This is a genomic window from Sphingomonas sp. SAFR-052 (assembly GCF_051965015.1).
Classification (GTDB): domain Bacteria; phylum Pseudomonadota; class Alphaproteobacteria; order Sphingomonadales; family Sphingomonadaceae; genus Sphingomonas.
Genome location: NZ_JBQCMO010000005.1, coordinates 1 through 16977, shown reverse-complemented (window position 1 = coordinate 16977; position 16977 = coordinate 1). Strand labels below are relative to the sequence as shown.

The following is a 16977-nucleotide window of genomic DNA, read 5'->3' as shown; positions in this document are numbered from 1 at the left end:
GATCACTTCGGTGCGACCAACGGATGCGGCGGCTGATTATACGCGGTATTTTGCCAGGCGACGCTCAACCGGTACATCGGGTCGTGCATCAACGTCACGCGCCGAATCGTGGTCGGGTAGGGCGTGGTATAAATTCGCAACTCGCGGCTGTCCTCGCTGCGCAGGATCACTTCCTCGCGCCAGTCGCCCAGAATATCGGCCGATAGCGCCGGTGTTGCTTTCGTCCCGTTGTTCGACGTGGCGCCCTCTGCCACTAATAGCGGCTCCTCGACGCCGGCTTGCCAGTCCCATTTGGTGATCCGGTTACGGTCGAGCAGCTCGCGCTGCGCATCCCCGTCCCACCAGATTGCGAAATTGGCGACCTTGGGCTTGGGACCCGGAATGATCTGTCCCTTGGCGGTGTAGAGATAGGGCGTGCTGGAGTTCCAATTCTCCTCACCCGGATAGCGCGGATCGATATCGGCGGACAGGCCGCGTCCGGTATCTTTCGTCGCGGGGGTCGTCCACAGGATCGCGCCGGTCCGCGCATCGAGCATCGCCGATCCGATCCCTCCGTTCCGCGGTACCTCCTCATGCACGCCGAATTTCTCGAGCCCCGGCCGATCGGGATCGAGATCGCCGACATGCATCGTGTCGCCATGGCCGAGGCCCGCACTCCACAGCCCCCTGCCATTGTCGTCGATCGCCATCGAACCGTAGATAATTTCGTCGCGACCATCGTCATCGACATCGGCGACCGACAGGTTGTGGTTGCCTTGCCCTCCGAACTTCGCATTGCCCGGCACCGCGCTGTCGAACAGCCAGCGCTGCGTCAGCTTGCCGTCGCGCCAGTCCCATGCCGCGACCGTCGATCGCGCATAATAGCCGCGCCCGAAAATGCCACTCGGCCGCTTCCCGTCAAGATAGGCGACCCCGGCCAGAAACCGGTCGGAGCGGTTGCCATAGCCGTCGCTCCACAGCGCCTGCAGCCCCTCGGGCGTGTCGCTGCCTCGCGACGGGGCATAGGGCTGCGTCGCCAGCGCCCGCCCGGTCGTCCCTTCGAACACGGTTAGATATTCGGGTCCGGACAGAATGCGTCCCTGCACCCGCGCGACCTTGCGCCCGTCGGGCAGGGTGGTGGCACCGGTCCGGTCGGCCTGTGGTATCTCGCCGTCCTTCGCCCGCCAGTCGGCTTGGCGATCGCCCAGCACGCGGCCGGTCCCGTCGACCGTACCGTCGGCGGTCTTGACCATGATCTCGGCCCGGCCATCGCCATCGAAGTCATAAACCATGAACTGGGTATAATGCGCGCCCGATCGGATGTTGCGCCCCAGATCGATCCGCCACAACCGCTTCCCCTCCAGCGTATAGGCGTCGAGCAGCGTCTCGCCGCTATAGCCGCCGAACGCATTATCCTTCGAAACGGTCGGGTCCCATTTCACGACGATCTCGTACTGCCCGTCGCCATCGAGATCGCCGACGCTGGCATCGTTGGCGGTATAGCCATAGTGCTCGCCCGCAGGCGTCGCCCGATCGGCGGGCAGATCGAGCGGGATCGACCAAAAGCCCTTCGACCAGACCGCTGCGGTCCCCGCCGGTTCACGCATCCCGATCGTTTCGAGCCGATAGCGGGCAGCAGACGTACCGGCCCGGTCGTGGAAGCTCGACGCTCCGGTCACGCGCGCTGCGATGACCTTGCCATCGCGCAGCAGGCGGAAGGCGGTTCCCGGCCGGTCGGTCGCGAGCAATCGCCACGACACGTGATTGCCGCCGCCCTTCGCCGGAACCGCGACTAGTCCCCGACCGAGTCGTTCGAATTGGCGACCATCGGTCGCGGCACTCGGCGCGGCAAGGGCGCCTGCCGACACGTTCGCCGCCAGCATCGCCAGTATCAATCCGCGCATAACCCACTCTCCCAATGACCATATTGTTTCACCATATGGACACAAATATCATATTGCGAAGATTGTGCTTTGCAACCCGCTCGTTCCACGATAGGTCCATCGTCGAGCCAAGCGATTTTGATCGGCGACTGGGAACACCCACGCGCCGTCCCGGACATGAGGAGGGGTTTGCATGACGTCGTTCGCCAACATCCGTGGAGCAAGGCTACGCGCCGCCGCATCGGGCTTGGCCCTGATCGTGGCGATGGGCAGCGCTCCGGCCTTTGCGCAGATCGCGCCGGAAGAGGGCAACGTCGCGACCACCGATCAGGTCCGCACGTCGCCGACAGACCCGCTGGCCGAAGAAGGCGAAATCATCGTCACCGGCACGCGGGCATCGCTGCAATCGGCGATCGCCCGCAAGAAGAATGCCGATACCGTCGTCGACAGCATCGTCGCCGACGACATCGCCAGCTTCCCCGACAAGAATGTCGGCGAAGCGCTGGCACGCGTCACCGGCGTACAGTTGCAACGCGATTTCGGCGAAGGATCGAAGGTTTCGATCCGCGGCGTCGAACCCGATCTCAACCGTATCGAAATCAACGGCGTGAGCCAGCAAAGCGCCGGCGGCGACCGCAGCGGCGACTTCCGCGAACTCGCCGTCGAACTGGTCAAGTCGATCGACGTGTACAAGGGCTATACCGTCGACCTTACCGAAGGTGGCATCGGCGGAACGGTCAAGGTCGAAACCCGCCGTCCGCTCGAGCTCGTCAAGCCGATCTTCAGCATCACGGCGTCGGCACAGCGGCTGAACCTGGTCGAGAAATGGCGCCCCCGGCTGAACCTGATCGCCGGCCGATCGGACCTGCTCGACGGCAAGCTGGGCGTCCTGTTCAACGTCACCCACAGTGTCGTCGATACCCGTGGCGATTCGGTCGCTAACACTAACTGGCAGCGAATTCTCGATTTCGATCGGTCGGCCGAAAAGACCGTCGCGGACCCGAATTATGCCTCGTTCGGCACCTATGAGAGCTGCGCGAACACCACCGGCACCTCGGCGGCGAATGCGACCGCAAACCGGCTAGCCTGCGAAACGCAATTCTTCGACTGGTCACCCGGATCGGTGCGCTATCGTAATCAGGAGCGGACCGACGCCCGCACCACGCTCGACTTCCAGCTTCAGTATCAGTTCTTCGACAACTTTTCCGCTTGGGGACAGGCGCAGTTGAACCTGCGCAATCAGGAACTGCGCGACACCAACTATGCGGTGAACCTCGGCGGTGGCTCGGGCAGTTCGATCGATCTGACGCGCTTCAATCTCGATGCGCCGCTCGCCGCCAATGCGCGCGGCGGCACGTCACGCGCGCGTCCCACACTCAGCACCGTCACGACCGAGGGTCATGTCCTGACCAGCTGGACGACGGCGCTGAACGGAGCGACGACCGGCGCCAGCGGCGCAATCGTCAATTCGGCGGGCGCAAGCAACATCGTCGGCGTGCAGCGTCGCGACTTTTCCTATGACGAGGAGTCGCGCTATTATCAAACGGGGTTCAAATGGGACCTCGACCGCATGAACATGGTTTTCCTAGCCTCGCGGTCGGAAGCGAAGCGGCAGAACGAGACGAACCTCGTTGCGATTACCACCGGTGTGTCGGGCATCACCGTGGATCGTCGCAACGCCGACGGGCTGCCGGTCATCACCTTCCCCAGCAGCTTCGATCCCGCCAACATCGCCAACTATGGTGATTTCACTCGGCGCGGCGCGAACGGGCAGCTGCTGGTACAGCTAGGGCCGTCGGTACAATATCGCCCCAGCCAGAGCGACGTCGGCGAGGATCAACTGAAGCTGGACGTCGACTATGATCTCGATTTCGGCCTGTTGAAGAGCTTCGAATTCGGCGGTCAGTATCGCGATCAGAACCTGACCTTCTACAACAACGGCGGTGCGCGCCTGTTGCGGCCGGAGGTACGGGCGCCCAACGGCACGATCACGCAAAGTGCCCTCTACCAGTATAACAACAACGTCTCGCTTAACACCGTGATCGGCTCGCCTCCTGCGGCTGGCCCGGCTCCGAACACCTATTACTTCACCCAGGCGCAATATCAGGAATTCCTGCAACTAAATGGCGGCGTGACCGGCGGTGCGCCACTGTTCGGCGGCATCAAGGGGCTTGACGGAGCACCCGAGCGACTGGCGCAGCCGCTCTTCGATTATGGCAACCTGTCGCGGTATTATGATTTGTCGGGGTTCAATCAGTCGCGGGTACGCTTCGCCGATGGACTGCCGCAGATTCCCGGATACATCATCAACGAAAAGATCGTCGCCGGTTATCTGAAGTTCAACATGGCGACCGAAGTGTTCGGCATGCCGCTGACCGGTAATGCCGGTATCCGCTACACTTACACCCGGGACGCCTCGCAAAGCGCGAACACCCGGCGCGAAAACCGGGTCCGTCCGGGAACCGGGGTGAACGGCATCGCGCCGGTCATCGAAACGGTGACGACCGCGGTACAGGAAGTCACGCTGACCAACGATTATCACGACTGGTTGCCGGCGGTGAACTTGTCGCTGGAGGCGCAGCCCAACCTGTTCATCCGGGCCACCTATGCCAAGAACCTTGCCCGACCAAAACCAGGCGATCTGTCGCCGGCGATCAACTGCGTCATCGATACGGCGGATACGATCCCGGGTGCCGATGCCTGCTCGGCCGGCAATCCGTTCCTGCAACCATATCGCGCCGATCAATATGACCTGAACGCCGCATGGTATCCGAATTCCGATACGATCGTCAGCATCGGCTACTATTATAAGGATATTAAAAGTTTCGTCCTGTCGCCGACCACGCGCGAGAATGTCGATCTGTTCGGCGACGGCCTGCTCTATACGGTTCGTCAGCCGATCAACGGCTTCGGTGCGAAGCTCGACGGGTTCGAACTGAGCGCGCAGACGGCGTTCACCTTCCTGCCGGCGCCATTCGACGGCTTTGGCGCGACGGGCAATTTCACCTTCAGCCGTTCGCTGAACAACGTCCTGACCAACCAGGCGACCGGGCAGCCGCTCGACGCCTTCCCCGGCCTTTCGAAGTTCACCTACAATGCCAGCTTCTATTACGACAAGAACTGGCTGAATGCGCGCGTGAACTATAATCGGCGGACTGGCTGGCTGTTGACGGCATCGGATACCGCGGTCGGCAACAATCCGGTGTTCCGCGAAGGTGAATCCTACGTCGATGCGAAGGTGACGTTCCGCATCACACCGCAATACAGCATCTGGTTCGAGGCACTGAACCTGACGAACGAACTGTCCCGCTTCTATGTCGATCGCGCTCGCCCGATCGAATATAGCGATTTCGGTCGGCGCATCTTTATCGGCGCACAGTTCAAGCTGTGACGAACTCGGTCAGCCGCGTCGACGAACCTCGCGGCCGGCCGGCATGGATGGCACTGGCGGTATTGGTCGCAAGTTGCACCCATTCCGCCGACCGGTCGCTGGTATGGCGCACCGAAGCGGAATCGCCACAAGCGAAGGTCCGTTACCTGCCCGGCGGCGTGATCGATATCGACACGCCGCGCGGACTAACGCTCTGGTATCCCGATCGGCTCGATGGTCCGGTGCGGATCGCGTTCGATGCCATGGCGGTGTCCGCGGGTGGGCCGAACGATCAGGTCAGCGATCTCAATGCGTTCTGGATGGCGACCGATCCGGCGGCACCGGACGGCTCGGTGTTTGCTCGACCGCGCGATGGGCGGTTCGAGGCTTATGACACGCTGACCACCTATTATGTCGGAATCGGCGGTAACCGGAACACGACCACGCGGATGCGGCGCTACACCGGGCGTCCGGGGGACCGGCCGCTGCTCCCCCAACATGACCGGAGTGACACGCTCGCGTTGTTGCAAGCCAATCGCTGGACCCGCATCGCCTTGATCGCCGATGGTGGTCGCATCGCGGTGGAGCGCGACGGGCGCGTGCTGTTCAAGATGAACGACACCACACCCTATCGCAGCGGCTGGTTCGCGCTGCGCACGACGCAGAGCCATTTGCGCATTCGCCGGGTCACAATTTCCCGGCCCTGACCATCGGAGACACGACCATGCCGATCACCCGCCGCGGACTGATGGGTGCGACCATGTTGGCGGCCGGTTTGCGCAGCCTGCCGACCTTCGCGACCCCTACTGACCGGCGGCGGCCGGTCGAGGCGCACGCCGGCTGGGTCGAAGGGAAAGCACCCGCCGTCCATGTCGGGCAGACGTTCGGCATGGCGTGGCCGCGCGGACGGATGTCGGCGCGACAGAGTTGGGCAGTGCGCGACACGGCAGGGCGGCCTATGCCCGCGCAAAGCTGGGTCACGGCGACTTGGCCCGATGGCAGCGTGAAATGGACCGCGCATGCGCTGCCGGCCGATAGCGCCCCGGGCTCACGGGTCATGGTCGAGCCGGGCAGGGCGACGGCGCCCGACGCACCGGTGCGGGTCGAGGAACGGACGGACACCATAATGATCGCGACCGGCGAGCGGCGCTGGGAGATCGCGCGCAGCGGCGACGCCTTGGTTCGCCGGGCGACCTGTGGCGACCGCACGGTGCTGCGCGACGCGGCGCTGGTCGCCGAACTTCGGCAGGGTGCGGCCGAAGGCCCGCGCCTGTCGCTCAAGGGGCGGATCGATCGCGTGACCGTCGAGCAACGCGGGCCGGTGCGTGCGGTCGTGAAGGTCGAGGGATATCATGTCGGTGCGGGACAGCGGGTGCTGCCGTTCGTCGTCCGCCTCTATGCCTATGCCGGATCGCAGGGGCTGCGGATCGTCCACAGCTTCGTCCATGACCTCGATCCGGCGGCATGGTTCGTGTCGGGGATCGGGTTGACCACCGCCGTGCCGATGGCGGCGGCGTTGCACGACCGTCATGTCCGCATCGCGCTGGACGACGGGGCGATGTTCGTCGAGGCGGTGCGGCCGCTGACCGGGCTACGGCGCGATCCCGGCGAGGCGACGCGCGCGGCGCAGATCGCCGGTCGGGCGACGCCGCCCCCGTCGTCAATGGCGAAACCGGTTGGCGATCTGTTGGAGCGGATTCCGGCTTGGGGCGAGCTGTCGTTGGCGCAGTTCTCGGCGCAGGGCTTCACACTGCGCAAGCGGACCGGGCCGGACCATGGCTGGATCGATGCGGGCGAGGGCGGTCGTGCGCCAGGCTTCGCCTATGTCGGCTCGCCGCAGGGTGGTGCCGCGATCGGTGCGCGCTGGTTCTGGCAGCGGCATCCTGGCGAGATCGCGGTGGCCAACGCGACCGGCAACAGCGCCGATCTGACGCTGTGGCTATGGTCGCCGCGTGCGGCGGCGATGGACCTGCGGCCCTATCGCGGCGTGATGTGGATGGAGGGGTATGATGCCCAGAATGAAGGGTTGGCGATAACGTACGAGGATTACGAGCCGGGCTGGGACAGCGCGACCGGCATCGCCCGCACCAGCGAGTTGATGCTGTGGGCGTTCGACGCGACCCCGCCGACCGAACGGTTGCAGGCGCTGGCGACGATCACTGCCGATGCGCCGCAACTGGTCGCCGATCCCGCCGGACTGCACGCCGCCGGGGTGTTCGGCCATTGGAGCCTACCCGATCGATCGACGCCCAACCGGACGGCGATCGAGAACCAACTGACCAATTCGGTCGATTTTTATTCCGGAGAGGTCGACCGCCGTCACTGGTATGGTTTCTGGAACCATGGCGACGTCATGCACAGCTATGATGCCGACCGGCATCAATGGCGCTACGATATCGGCGGCTTCGCCTGGGCCAACAGCGAATTGTCGCCCGATCTGTGGCTATGGATGCAGGCGCTGCGCACTGGCGGCGGCCAGGCCTATCGACTGGCGGAGGCGATGACCCGTCATACCGGCGAGGTCGACGTGTATCATCTCGGCCGATTCCGCGGCATGGGCACCCGCCACGGCGTCCAGCACTTCAGTGACAGCTCCAAACAACCCCGCGTCAGCAACGCCATGTATCGCCGAATCTATTATTATCTGACCGCCGATGAACGGGTTGGCGACCTGATGCGCGACCTGCTGACGTCGGACCGGACGCTGACGACCGTCGAAATCGGACGCAAGGTCCCTGGTGGCGAGCGACCTGCCTTGCCGGCGGAGGTGGTAGAGATGTCGTTCGGGACGGTGTGGTGTTCGCTCGCCGCCGCATGGTTGACCGAGTGGGAACGCACCGGCGATCGCCGTTGGCGCGACCGGCTGATCGCCGGCATGGACAGTATCGGCCGCCTGAAGAATGGGTGGATGGCGGGCAGCGCGCCCTATGATCTGGCTAGCGGACGCTTCGTCGGGCCGGGCGACAGGGTATCGATCTCGCATCTCAACGCGGTCTTCGGCGCGGTCGAGATCAACGCGGAACTGCTGCAACTGTTCGACGTGCCGCGCTATCGGCAGGCGTGGCTTGATTATTGCCGCTATTACAACGCGCCGCGTGCCGTATTCGAGGCGCGCTACGGACCGCGCAAGGGATCGGAGAACCTTGCCGAGGCGCATTCGCGCCTTACCGCCTTCGCGGCATGGGCCGAAGCCGACGCCGCGCTCGCGACGCGCGCGTCGACCGAATTCTTCGGCGGCAGGGCGGGGCTAGGCACGCAGGCCAACGATCCCAGACGGACGCTGGGCAGCGGCATCGTCGAATGGCCCGGCATCAGTACCAATGCCGCGTCGCAATGGGGGCTGGCTGCCATCGAAAATCTGGCGCTGATCCCGACCGCGATCGACACCGGCCGGCTGCGCGCTTGACACCGGAGCGATTCGGAACGCCGTTCATCGAAGGTGCAGGTATCGACGTCCATCACCGGCCGTTGCGCGGTCATGGTGCGCGTGCTAACGGCCCGCGCTCAAACCATTGGGACGCGGTCGACATGACCAACCTCGTTGCCACTCCGGCGCGGTCCCCGCGCCCGTGAACTTTTCTCGAGAGGCTTCCGGCGAAGCCACCGACCTTCCCGCCGAGGGACCGGGCCATCACGGTCCCGCGCAGTCGCTTGCCAAATTGTCGCTCGGTGCGCTCGGTATCGTTTACGGTGATATCGGCACCTCGCCGCTGTATGCGATGAAGGAGACGTTCGTCGGGCACCACCGGCTGCCGGTCGATCAGATCAACATCTTCGGCGTGGTCAGCCTGGTCTTCTGGTCGCTGATGCTGATCGTGACGGTGAAATACGTCTTCATCATCATGCGCGCCGACAATAATGGCGAGGGCGGCAGCCTGGCGCTGCTGGCGCTGATCCAGCGCAAGACCGGTGGCGGCCGCTGGACGTCGAGCCTCGTCATTCTCGGGGTGTTGGCGACGGCGCTGTTCTTCGGCGACTGCATGATTACTCCGGCCGTGTCGGTGCTGTCGGCGGTCGAAGGGTTGGCGACGGTCAACGCCGCGTTCGACCCGTTCGTGATCCCGATCGCGGTGGTCATCATGATCGCCCTGTTCTGGTTGCAGGCGGTCGGGACGGCCGGGGTCGGACGGCTGTTCGGGCCGATCATGATTGCCTATTTCGTGACGCTGACCGGGCTCGGCGTCCTGAACATTCTGGCGCGGCCCGACATCATTCAGGCACTGAATCCGATCTGGGCCGTCCGTTTCTTTGCGCAGGACGGTGTGCTAGCCTTTCTCGCGCTCGGGTCGGTTGTGCTGTCGGTCACCGGCGCAGAGGCGCTCTACGCCGATATGGGTCATTTTGGGCGGCGCCCGATCTCGATCGCGTGGCTTTACTGCGTGTTCCCGGCGCTGATGCTGAACTATCTGGGGCAGGGTGCGCTGCTGCTCGAGAACCCGGATGCGGCGTCGAACCCATTCTTCTTCATGGCATCCGAAGATTTTCGTTTGCCGCTGGTCATCCTTGCGACGCTTGCGACGATCATCGCCAGCCAGGCGGTCATCACCGGCGCCTTCTCGGTGGTTCAGCAGGCCGTGCAGCTCGGGTTGATGCCGCGCCTGCGCATCGAGCATACCAGCGCCGATGCCGCCGGGCAGATCTACATCCCAGCCGTCAACTGGGCGCTGCTCATCATGGTACTGCTGCTAATCTTCGGGTTCCAGGAATCATCGAACCTCGCTGCCGCCTATGGCATTGCGGTAACCGGCACGATGTTCATCAGCACCTGCATGATCGCGGTGCTCGTCAAGCGCGTCTGGAACTGGCCGGTCGCCGCAGTTGCGGGCTTCATGTTCGTCTTCCTATGCATCGATGGCGCCTATTTCGCGTCGAACCTGACCAAGGTTCCGGACGGCGGCTGGTTCCCGCTGTTGGTCGGCATCGTCGTCTTCGTCCTGCTCACGACCTGGGCGAAAGGGCGCAAGCTGATGATCGAGCGGATGCGCGAGGCAGCGATGCCGATCAAGGTGTTCATCCAGTCGGCGGCGAGCTCGGCCACCCGCGTGCCTGGAACCGCCGTGTTCATGACCTCGACGCCGGAGGGCGTGCCGCACGCGCTGCTCCACAATCTGAAGCACAACAAGGTGCTGCACGAGCGGGTCATCCTGCTGACCGTCAAGATCGCCGATACGCCCTATGTCGACCCGGAGGTGCGGACCAAGACCGAGGATCTGGGGCAGGGCTTCCACCGCATGATCCTGAAGTTCGGGTTCATGCAGGATCCCGACGTGCCGGGCGCGCTGAAGGTTGTCGGGTGCTGCGGAGGCGATTTCCGGATGATGGACACGAGCTTCTTCCTTGCAAGGCAGACGCTGTTGCCATCGTCGCGACCGGGCATGATGATTTGGCGCGAAAAGCTGTTCGCGTGGATGCTGCAGAATTCTGAAAGCGCGATGGAATTCTTCCGCCTGCCGACAAACCGCGTCGTCGAGCTGGGCAGTCAGGTGGAGATTTGACCGACGGTCCCGGCCCCGCCCCGATCATCGTGACCGCGCTGTTCGGGCATGAGGATCAGGCATGGTTCGATCGCCAGCGGCGCGCCTATTTCCCGCCTGAGCGCAACGTGCTGGCGGCGCATTGCACGATGTTCCATCACCTCGCTCCGGAACTGGCCGCCGAACTCAAGCAGCGGCTGAACGCGGCGACGCGGGGACAGCCCGCGCCGATCGCACGGGTCGGCGGGTTGATGAACCTGGGTCGCGGCGTCGCCTATCGGATTGAGTCACCCGAACTCGAGGCGATCCGCGCCGAGCTGGCTGATGCCTTTGCCTCGATGCTGGTGCCGCAGGACCGCAGCGGATGGCGTCCGCACGTCACCGTCCAGAACAAGGTCGAACCCGCCGAAGTGAAGGCATTGCTGGCGACGTTGTCGGCGGGTTTCTCGTCGCGGCCGGTGAAAATCGCGGGTCTGGCAAGCTGGTGGTATCGCGGCGGTCCATGGGAAGCATTTTCTCGTCACATGTTCGCTTGACCGGCGCGATTCCGGTTCGTATAGGGCCGCCTCCCGACGGGAAGTGGCGGGGCGAAGTAGCTCAGTTGGTTAGAGCACGGGAATCATAATCCTGGGGTCGGGGGTTCAAATCCCTCCTTCGCTACCATCATAACCGAGCGGGACGAACGTCCCCTCGGTTTGTCAGTCGCCAGAGCGACTACTGCGCCGAACGACGACAATACCTCGATATCGAAGCCGTCGTGATTGTTTGGGGTGACCCGGACGCCATCGATCATGTCGCGCAGGCGAGCCTTTATCTCGTCATTGGTCGCACTGCTGCCGTCCAGCGTTGTCGCTAGGACACGGACGCGCTTGCGATAGTCCTCGACGATTGACGGGTTCATGGCGATCACCGGCACCGCGTCGACCTCCTGCCGTTCCCGTTGCAGATCGAGCAGCTCGGCCTTCCGTGCCGCGAGGGCTTCGCGCACATCGGCGAAATCGGCGGCACCGTCGGCGATCGCGCTGATGAGCCGCTCGATCTGACCTTGGGTCTTCTTGATTCGTCGGTCGACGTCGCCCGCATCGCGGACCCGCTCCGCGCGCCGGCTCTCTACCTCGGCATGGTATTCGCGAACCAAGAGCGAAACGGCGTCCGATTCGAGCAGCTTTTCCGTCACCCCGCGTAGAACGCGGCCCTCGATGGTGGAACGAGCAACCGTCCGTTGCACGTCGCACGTGCCGGCCTCCCGTGCCCGGGTGCAACCCATGCGACCACCGCCGATCATCGCGTAGGCCCCACCACAGCGCCCGCACCGCACTAGGCCGGATAAAAGGTGCTTCGGCCGCCGGCGCTGGTTCAGCGGTCCGTTGGACCGATCCGCGGCCATATCCTGAACCTGCTGCCACAAGTCCTGTGGAACGATTCGCAGCTCGGGCATCTCGACCGAGACGCGTTCCTCCGCAGGATTGACGCGGGAGATACGTCGCCGGGTCTCCGGATCGCGCCGCATGTGCAGGCGGTTGTACAGGTACCGCCCGGCGTAGATGGGATTGTGGAGCACGCCCAAACCGCGGGCGCGCGATCCGGCAATGGCGGAAGCCCGCCAGTCGCCACCACGCGGCGCCGGAATACCATCGGCGTTCAGGCCCTTGGCAATCGCCTTCGGGCCCCGGCCGCTGGCATATTCCCGATAGATGCGCAGAATGACGTCAGCCTGTTCGGGCACGATGCGTCGGATACCGCGATCGAGTTCGCCATCCGGGCGGATCGCAGGTACCACTTCATAACCGTAGGCCAGCCCGCCGGGCACCCGGCCGCGTGAGACCGTTCCGCGCTGACCGCGCCGAATCTTTTCCGCAAGCTCTTTCAGGAACAGCGCTGACATCGTGCCCTTCAGCCCGATGTGGAGCTCCGACACGTCGCCCTCGGTCAGCGTGTGAATGCGGACGTTCGCAAATTCGAGCCGCTGGTAGATCATCGCGATGTCGGCTTGGTTCCGCGCGATCCGATCGATCGCTTCGGCACAGACGATATCGAACGAGCCTGTGGCGGCGTCGGCCAGCATTGCGGTCATGCCGGGTCGCCGATTGGAGGCCCCGGAGATCGCGATGTCGGTATATACGCCAACGACTTCCCACCCTTCGCGCCCTGCACGTGCCGAGCAGCTGGCAATCTGGTCTTCGGCCGAATGGGCGGACTGAAGTTCGGTCGAAAAGCGGGCGTAGATGGCACAGCGGGGCATGGGCGACTCCGGGGAGGATAGGCGCGCGCAACATCCTCGGCGGCCATGTCAGCGGCAATGGCGCGTATGAGCGCAGCCAGCGGGGGTGGGACCGTCATGCGTCCGCTCGTTCTGACTGCATTGGCGCAGCTGGCGGGCCGGACAGTGGAGCGGTCTTTGCGCCGGTAGCGACGATCGTCACCTCCCGTTTGGCGCGCAGCGTCACGACGGCAATTACGCCGATGCGTCGTAAATCGGCGAACGCCTTTGCCGCGTCGGACGTGTCCGCGCCGATGCTTTCGGCTAGGGCGGCGTTGGTCGGGCAAGCCGCACCGTCGTTGGCGAGCCTTTCCAGCACGTTGAACACCCGCCGTTGGTTGATGGTCAGCTTCATGCGCATACCTCGTCAGCCAACTCGCGCAGTTGCCATTGGTCGAGCGTTTCCGGCATTCGATCGGGCACATGCCACCGCTGCTGGTCGGACCCATCGTCAGCATTGATCTGGCGTATGCCGACGCGGCGAGCCTTCAGAGCGTTGATCGTCGCGCCGATCGATGGCCAGCGATCGAGCAGATCAGCACGACGCACGGCGTCGCAATCCGCCGAGGCAGCGGGCCGCCGCCCAGCAGAACGGTCGCGCTCGGCCGCAAGACGGGTAGCGTCGTCGAAGGCGCGCCGCTTCGCGGCGTAGATCGTCTCATCCTGCGCTGCGCCGAGATCATCCGCCCAGCGCTGTCGCGTCGCCGCTGCATCGCGCAAGGCATCGCGCAATTGTTGCTCGGTCTGGTCACGGCCGGGAATCTTGAACAGCTCCAACCGTAGGCCGGCCTTCTTGGCGACAGCGGTCCCGCGGGAAATCGCCGCATCGCGCTCGGCGGGGAACGGCGTCGACCAAGCCATTTCAAAGCATTTCGCCGCGAGGCGGACCGCACGGAGAAGATCGGACCGCACCGGTTCCGGCGGCGGGGTGTCGTCACCCAAGCCCACCTGTGCGCTTCCCACGGTCATAGCCCTACCATGATTTGCAGGCCGGGGCCGTCGAGTGCCCAATCGGTCAGCCATGCAGCGATATAGCCGACAGCGAAGATCGCGACGGTCTCGACCGCCGCCCGGACATGATAGTCGCGGTCGGACGGCGCGGGGCGATCGCATTCCCGACAGTCGCAGTCGATGAGATGAATGATCCGGTGCCGAGGTGCGGGATCGGAGGTCGAGAGCAAAGGACGAACGCGCGACATCAGCGATCTCCATGTCGGGTGAGGATGCGGAAAGCGGTCAGCGCCAGCAGGCAGGCTAGGGCGGCAGCGAAGATCGCCAGCGACTCGCGGCCGAGCATGCCGAACCCGGCGGCGACGCCGGTGAGTAGGGTCGAAGCGCGACTTAGGTTGCGGTTCAGGCGGGAAAGGGGACGCATCAGGAGGCGCTGGCGCAGCCGATGCAGAGATCGGTCTGGTCCCATGCCCATGGCTGTAGCGCCGCGCCGGCAGGTCCGGACTCACCCGCTCGGCAGATCCGGCAGAGGCGTGGTGCCGGAAGGTCGGCACCGTCATGGATCAGTGACAGCCTTTCAAGCACCGTGAGGTCGAACGGGAATGTCTGTCGCAACGCGATGATGGTCGACCAGCGTACCGCGACCAGATCTGCCTCGATCATCCGCACCCATTCGACCCGTTCGGCGAGCGACATGGACGGATCGGTCTCGATCGCGCGAACGACGTCCTCGACCGCCAGACCGGACGCGGTCCTACGGCATTTCAGATACGCTCCGGGCGTCGGGGGCACAGGTATCTCCGGGCAGCAGAAAGCCGCTTCGCGAACCAAGATGGTCGCGAACGGGTCGGGCAAATTGGGATTGGGCAGCGCTAGTGGAGGGGCATCATGGCGCTTGCGGCTGTCGCCGGATCATCTGGCGCAGAATCGGCGCAATCCGGTTCTTGGCCTGGACGGACTGCATCAAGCCGCGCAGCGCAGCTTTCAGCACGGAGGGGGACGGATTGGCGGTCGCGGCGATCAGCGCGGCATGCGCGCCGCCGGCCTCGCGGACCGAATCCATAGTTGCCTCCAGCAGCGCCTGCTGGTCGAAGGTGATGTGCAAGCGCTGCGCGTCGAGCTTGACCTTCATCGTCTCGTGGATCGGGCGTCCGCCGACCGTCGCATCATACTCGGCGTCGAGCAGCAGCGCGTCGTGACAGGTCAATGCGTCGCGGCGAGCCGGATCGGTCACCCGGCGAAGGTACGATTGGCGACGGCCGGTAACCTCCGCGGCCCGGGACAAGCCGATCGCGTCGATCACGTCGCATAGCGCCTGCTCGATCGAAAGGGGCTGGCGGACCTTCGTCACGCGTGCGTCCCGAAAAGCGGAGCCGATTGTGACATACAACCGGCCCCGCCCGCGCATAGGGAGACGCTGCGCAACACCTGCGCCCGGCCGGTACGACACAGATCGACCGGGCGCAGTTTCCGGCCGTTGCTCGGGCGGCCGAAAGGGGGAAAGGGATGGGACGCGCTCACTGGCGGGCTGCCGTCTTGAAGTCGGGACAGCCGTTCGACCGATCGGCGACAGACACCGGTACAGGCCCGCGCTGTACTGCCCACCAAGCGTCGGCCGTATGTTGAACGACATACGTCAGCCGAGTGCAGCAGTCAGGGCAGGCGCAGTCGGCGTTGCAAAACGTGCGGTCGCGGAAGCAGATCATGCGCGATGCCCTCCGGCACGATCGCCGGTCTTGATTGGCGGCGCACCCGGGGCAGTCGCCTCAACTTTGATCCCCAATGCAACCGCGATGCGATGCGATTCACCCCGAATGCATCGACGCCGGCCACTGAGAACCTGATGGACGAGCGTCAGCGAAAAGCCGCGCTCGCGCGCCCATTCGGAGACGTTGGTCCCGGACGCTGTGAACTGCTCGCGGGCCGTGAGGGCGCGCGCGGGCATATCACCGTCAATATTGGCGACTACGTTCGGCATGTGTCATGTATCAGTTTGTAGAAACTGGTCCAAAAATGCGCAGGATTATGTGAAAGAGCAAGCGGAATTTCCAAATATGGCGAATTTCGCGTCACGGCTCAGAGAGGCGCGGAAGGCAAGTCGTTGCAATCAGACCGACTTTGCCGCCATTGGTGGGGTCGGGTTGGGTTCGCAAAGCCGGTATGAAAAGGGCGAAACTGAGCCCGGCGCGAATTATTTGATGCTGCTCGGCGCCAGTGGGATCGACGTTGGCTATCTTCTGACTGGCCGAATCACCGCTGATTCGTTTGACGCGGAAACGAGCGCGATCCTCAGTGTCGTCATGAGGTTGTCGGACGACCAACGGCGAAGCCTACTGACCTTCCTGACAACGATCGCGCCGAACACGTCCGACCCGGAGTGACACGGCGACGAACAGTTCAGAACCGCGGATACGGGATGGGTATCAGCACCACTGTTGAGCTTCGCGTTGCCACCCCCGTCACAAGACAGCGGCGGAGCGTGTGTCCGCCTCCAGATGTAACGGATCGTCCCAATCTGGGAGTGGTAGCACAACACCACAACGGTGCTGAACAAAGCCGCGGTTGAGTGGATACTTTATCGGCACTAGCGAAGCCTTAACTGAGAAGGCTTATGCAACGTGTCTGTGGAATATCGAGAGGTCGAACGGCAACGCCGTATTGACGATCGGAGCAAGATTGTAGCGGACGTTGCTGAAGAATTGCTGGGTTCCGACGCGGGCGCTGGCTGCATTCAAGCCGCGCTACTGTGTTGGGATCGCCAATATGGTAAGGAAGCTGCTTCGATACTCGCGCGCACGGCCCTAATGGCGGTTTGCGGCGAATTGGACCTTGGCGGCAAGCGACCCGATTAAGTCACAGCGCGCGGGGCAGATCTTTGCTTCCTGCGTTGTTTGGTGGACTGGGCCTATCTACGCGATAAGGCTTTCAACGCTCGAGGGGGATACTGCGAGCGCCGCCGGTGTCGAGGTGGCGCCGCGTCATACGGCCAGCGGCCTTGGAGTTCGCCAGTACGGCTCTTCTGGGCGTCCATGAGCAGCTCAGTGGCGGTCACCAGCGCCA

At 64.1% G+C, this 16977-nt stretch carries 15 protein-coding genes, 1 tRNA gene and 1 pseudogene; 8 read left to right on the top strand and 9 right to left on the bottom strand.

Annotated elements, in window-relative coordinates; translation table 11 throughout:
- Positions 1–2: 2 nt before the first annotated feature.
- Positions 3–1883 (bottom strand): rhamnogalacturonan lyase, encoded by a 1881-nt coding sequence (locus ACTHQV_RS09875; RefSeq protein WP_440489984.1) that lies wholly within the window; start codon positions 1881–1883, stop codon positions 3–5.
- A 172-nt stretch (positions 1884–2055) separates the two neighbouring features.
- On the opposite strand from ACTHQV_RS09875, the gene ACTHQV_RS09870 reads away from it, so the two are divergent.
- The 7 genes from ACTHQV_RS09870 (at position 2056) to ACTHQV_RS09840 (ending at position 11892) form a co-directional block, all read left to right on the top strand.
- On the top strand, positions 2056–5253 hold the full coding sequence (locus ACTHQV_RS09870; RefSeq protein ID WP_440489982.1) for a TonB-dependent receptor: 3198 nt from the start codon (positions 2056–2058) through the stop codon (positions 5251–5253).
- Positions 5250–5939 (top strand): DUF6250 domain-containing protein, encoded by a 690-nt coding sequence (locus ACTHQV_RS09865; RefSeq protein WP_440489980.1) that lies wholly within the window; start codon positions 5250–5252, stop codon positions 5937–5939. Before ACTHQV_RS09870 ends, ACTHQV_RS09865 begins: the two co-directional genes overlap by 4 nt.
- Before the next feature lie 17 nt (positions 5940–5956).
- Positions 5957–8638, top strand: coding sequence for an exo-rhamnogalacturonan lyase family protein (locus ACTHQV_RS09860; RefSeq protein ID WP_440489979.1), 2682 nt, complete (start codon positions 5957–5959; stop codon positions 8636–8638).
- Positions 8639–8801: 163 nt separating this feature from the next.
- Positions 8802–10727 (top strand): potassium transporter Kup, encoded by a 1926-nt coding sequence (locus tag ACTHQV_RS09855; RefSeq protein ID WP_440489977.1) that lies wholly within the window; start codon positions 8802–8804, stop codon positions 10725–10727.
- Positions 10724–11242 (top strand): 2'-5' RNA ligase family protein, encoded by a 519-nt coding sequence (locus ACTHQV_RS09850; RefSeq protein WP_440489975.1) that lies wholly within the window; start codon positions 10724–10726, stop codon positions 11240–11242. Before ACTHQV_RS09855 ends, ACTHQV_RS09850 begins: the two co-directional genes overlap by 4 nt.
- 50 nt (positions 11243–11292) lie before the next feature.
- Positions 11293–11369: transfer RNA gene (locus ACTHQV_RS09845), tRNA-Met, on the top strand.
- Positions 11370–11646: 277 nt separating this feature from the next.
- Entirely contained in the window at positions 11647–11892 is a 246-nt protein-coding gene (locus ACTHQV_RS09840) for a hypothetical protein (protein ID WP_440489974.1), read from the top strand.
- Positions 11893–11946: 54 nt separating this feature from the next.
- On the opposite strand, the pseudogene ACTHQV_RS09835 reads toward ACTHQV_RS09840, so the two are convergent.
- The 8 genes and pseudogenes from ACTHQV_RS09835 to ACTHQV_RS09800 form a co-directional block, all read right to left on the bottom strand.
- Positions 11947–12948 (bottom strand): annotated as a pseudogene (locus ACTHQV_RS09835) (recombinase family protein); the annotation flags it as partial.
- A gap of 94 nt (positions 12949–13042) precedes the next feature.
- Positions 13043–13321 (bottom strand): hypothetical protein, encoded by a 279-nt coding sequence (locus tag ACTHQV_RS09830; RefSeq protein ID WP_440489972.1) that lies wholly within the window; start codon positions 13319–13321, stop codon positions 13043–13045.
- Positions 13318–13935, bottom strand: coding sequence for a hypothetical protein (locus tag ACTHQV_RS09825; RefSeq protein ID WP_440489971.1), 618 nt, complete (start codon positions 13933–13935; stop codon positions 13318–13320). Before ACTHQV_RS09825 ends, ACTHQV_RS09830 begins: the two co-directional genes overlap by 4 nt.
- The gene (locus tag ACTHQV_RS09820; RefSeq protein ID WP_440489970.1) at positions 13932–14165 is read right to left on the bottom strand and encodes a hypothetical protein; all 234 of its coding nucleotides are present in this window, start codon (positions 14163–14165) and stop codon (positions 13932–13934) included. Before ACTHQV_RS09820 ends, ACTHQV_RS09825 begins: the two co-directional genes overlap by 4 nt.
- Positions 14165–14341, bottom strand: coding sequence for a hypothetical protein (locus ACTHQV_RS09815; protein ID WP_440489968.1), 177 nt, complete (start codon positions 14339–14341; stop codon positions 14165–14167). Before ACTHQV_RS09815 ends, ACTHQV_RS09820 begins: the two co-directional genes overlap by 1 nt.
- On the bottom strand, positions 14341–14709 hold the full coding sequence (locus ACTHQV_RS09810) for a helix-turn-helix domain-containing protein (RefSeq protein ID WP_440489967.1): 369 nt from the start codon (positions 14707–14709) through the stop codon (positions 14341–14343). The genes ACTHQV_RS09815 and ACTHQV_RS09810 overlap by 1 nt, the downstream gene beginning before the upstream one ends.
- A gap of 94 nt (positions 14710–14803) precedes the next feature.
- Positions 14804–15220, bottom strand: a complete 417-nt coding sequence (locus ACTHQV_RS09805; RefSeq protein WP_440489965.1) for a hypothetical protein — start codon at positions 15218–15220, stop codon at positions 14804–14806.
- 399 nt (positions 15221–15619) lie between these two features.
- Positions 15620–15895, bottom strand: coding sequence for a DNA-binding protein (locus tag ACTHQV_RS09800; RefSeq protein ID WP_440489963.1), 276 nt, complete (start codon positions 15893–15895; stop codon positions 15620–15622).
- Positions 15896–15971: 76 nt separating this feature from the next.
- Between ACTHQV_RS09800 and ACTHQV_RS09795 the strand changes: the two genes are divergently transcribed.
- Positions 15972–16298: a helix-turn-helix domain-containing protein gene (locus ACTHQV_RS09795; RefSeq protein ID WP_440489962.1), complete on the top strand. Its 327-nt coding sequence runs from the start codon at positions 15972–15974 to the stop codon at positions 16296–16298.
- Positions 16299–16977: the final 679 nt, after the last annotated feature.

Coding starts and splice junctions, on each gene's coding strand:
- ACTHQV_RS09860 (WP_440489979.1), top strand. CDS start 5,957: ATGCCGATCACCCGCCGCGGACTGATGGGTGCGACCATGTTGGCGGCC.
- ACTHQV_RS09815 (WP_440489968.1), bottom strand. CDS start 14,341: ATGCGTCCCCTTTCCCGCCTGAACCGCAACCTAAGTCGCGCTTCGACC.
- ACTHQV_RS09795 (WP_440489962.1), top strand. CDS start 15,972: ATGGCGAATTTCGCGTCACGGCTCAGAGAGGCGCGGAAGGCAAGTCGT.
- ACTHQV_RS09830 (WP_440489972.1), bottom strand. CDS start 13,321: ATGAAGCTGACCATCAACCAACGGCGGGTGTTCAACGTGCTGGAAAGG.
- ACTHQV_RS09870 (WP_440489982.1), top strand. CDS start 2,056: ATGACGTCGTTCGCCAACATCCGTGGAGCAAGGCTACGCGCCGCCGCA.
- ACTHQV_RS09875 (WP_440489984.1), bottom strand. CDS start 1,883: ATGCGCGGATTGATACTGGCGATGCTGGCGGCGAACGTGTCGGCAGGC.
- ACTHQV_RS09820 (WP_440489970.1), bottom strand. CDS start 14,165: ATGTCGCGCGTTCGTCCTTTGCTCTCGACCTCCGATCCCGCACCTCGG.
- ACTHQV_RS09800 (WP_440489963.1), bottom strand. CDS start 15,895: ATGCCGAACGTAGTCGCCAATATTGACGGTGATATGCCCGCGCGCGCC.
- ACTHQV_RS09825 (WP_440489971.1), bottom strand. CDS start 13,935: ATGACCGTGGGAAGCGCACAGGTGGGCTTGGGTGACGACACCCCGCCG.